The organism is Georgenia sp. 311 (assembly GCF_006151955.1).
GTDB classification, from domain to species: domain Bacteria; phylum Actinomycetota; class Actinomycetes; order Actinomycetales; family Actinomycetaceae; genus Oceanitalea; species Oceanitalea wutianyii.
The window spans coordinates 14,173-16,088 of record NZ_VDFS01000045.1 but is presented as its reverse complement, the minus strand read 5'-3'; the positions used below and the strand labels follow the sequence as shown (position 1 = coordinate 16,088).

The window sequence follows — 1,916 nt, the reverse complement described above, 5'->3', positions numbered from 1 at the left end:
CCGACGGGGAGGTGTGGTTCTCCTGGTCCTCGGCCGCGCAGCCGCCGGCGCTGCGCACCACCCGCAGTGAGCGGCCGCTCATCGTGCCCGTCGGCCCACGCCCGCGGCCCTCGGTGGAGGTCCGCGACGTCGAGGTCGAGGGTCCGGGCGGCACGATCCACTCCCTCCTGCGGCTGCCGACGGGCGGACAGGCGCCCTACCCCGTCGTCGTCGACGTCCACGGCGGGCCGGCGGACCACCGCACCGACTCCTTCTCCCCCACTCTCGCGGCGTGGGTCGACCAGGGCTTCGCCGTGCTCAGCGTGAACTTCCGCGGGTCGACCGGCTACGGCACCCGGTGGCGCGACGGGATCGAGGGGCAGGTCGGCCTCGTCGAGCTCGCCGACATCGCGGCCGTCCACGACCACCTCGTCGCGGCCGGCACGCTCGACCCCGCCCGCTCGGTGCTCGCCGGCGCCTCCTGGGGCGGCTACCTCACCCTCCTCGGCCTGGGCACCCAGCCCGAACGGTGGTCCCTCGGCCTGGCCGACGTGCCCGTCGCGGACTACGTGGCCGCCTACGAGGACGAGACGGCCCAGCTCCAGGCCTTCGACCGGGCCCTGTTCGGGGGCAGCCCGGAGGAGGTCCCCGCGGCGTACGCGGCGGCCAGCCCCATCACCTACGTCGAGGACGTGCGCGCGCCCGTCCTCGTCCTCGCCGGGCTCAACGACCCTCGCTGCCCGCTGCGGCAGGTGGAGCGCTACGTCGACGCCCTGCGCCGGCGCGGCGGGACGGTCGAGCTCTACCAGTTCGCCGCCGGTCACGGCTCGCAGGTGGACGCCGAGCGGATCCGCCAGCTCCGACTGCAGCTCGACTTCGTCCGGCGGCACCTGGGCTGAGGGCGGGCGCCGGGAGTTGGTAGCGTTCCGGCGTGCTCCAACCGACCGACCAGACCTCCACCCGACTGGACTGGGTGGACCTCGCCAAGGCGGTCGCCATCGTCCTCGTCGTCCTCTACCACGTCGGGGGGACGGGGGTCGGGCGCCTCCTTCCCGGCGCGGACAGCTGGGCGGTCGACGGCTGGCGGCTGGTCAACTCCGCACTGCTGCCGGTCCGCATGCCGCTGTTCTTCCTCGCCTCGGGGGTGCTCGCGGCCCGCGCGCTGGAGCGCGGGTGGCGGCGGCTGCTGCGGCCACGGGTGGGCAACCTGCTGTGGCCCTTCCTCCTGTGGAGCGTCGTCTTCGCCCTCGTCACCGGCTTCGCGTACGCGCCGGAGGACCCCCTCGGCTACGCCCGCGACAACCTCGCCGCCATCCCGGTCGGCGGCACCGCCTACTGGTACCTCTCGGTCCTCGTCGTCCTCTTCGTCACCGCCCGGGTGCTCCGCCGGTTCGGCTCCTCGCTCCTCGTGCTCGCGACGGTCGCGGTGGGCGTCGCGCCGCTCGTCGCGCCCGCCCTGGCCGACGTCGTCGGGGAGGCCGCCGCCACGAACGTCGCCCGCGTCTGCTACTTCGCGGTCTGGTACTTCATCGGCTGCTTCGGGCGCCCGCTCGTCGAACGCGTCGCCGGGCTGGCCCCGTTGCCGCTGCTCGCCGTCGCCGTGCCGGCGTACGTCGGGCTCGTCCTGCTCGTGTACGTCCGCGGCACGAGCGTCGACCTCTCGGCGGTGATGTCCCTCGTCGGCCTCACCGCCGCGCTCGCGCTCTCCGCGTGGGCGGCCCGGGCCGGCTGGGTGCGCCGCCTCGCTCGGTACCTCGGTGCCCGCACCCTGGCCATCTACGTGCTGCACCCGATCCTGCTCAACCTCCTCGTCGTCGTCGCCCGGGAGTCGGGGTGGGTCGCGCCGGGAAGCCCGCTCTTCGCGCTGCTCCTCGTCCCCCTCCTGTCCCTCGCCCTCACGGCGGCCGCGACCGGGCTGTACGACCTGTCCGGGCGCG

2 protein-coding genes are annotated in these 1,916 nt (G+C 75.1%); both read left to right on the top strand.

Going from position 1 to position 1,916, the window contains the following annotated elements; genetic code table 11:
- Window positions 1-878: S9 family peptidase (locus tag FHE66_RS09580; RefSeq protein ID WP_139072809.1), on the top strand; the 878-nt coding region annotated here is incomplete at its 5' end.
- 32 nt (window positions 879-910) lie between these two features.
- On the top strand, window positions 911-1,916 hold a 1,006-nt coding region (locus FHE66_RS09575; RefSeq protein ID WP_139072808.1), incomplete at its 3' end, for an acyltransferase.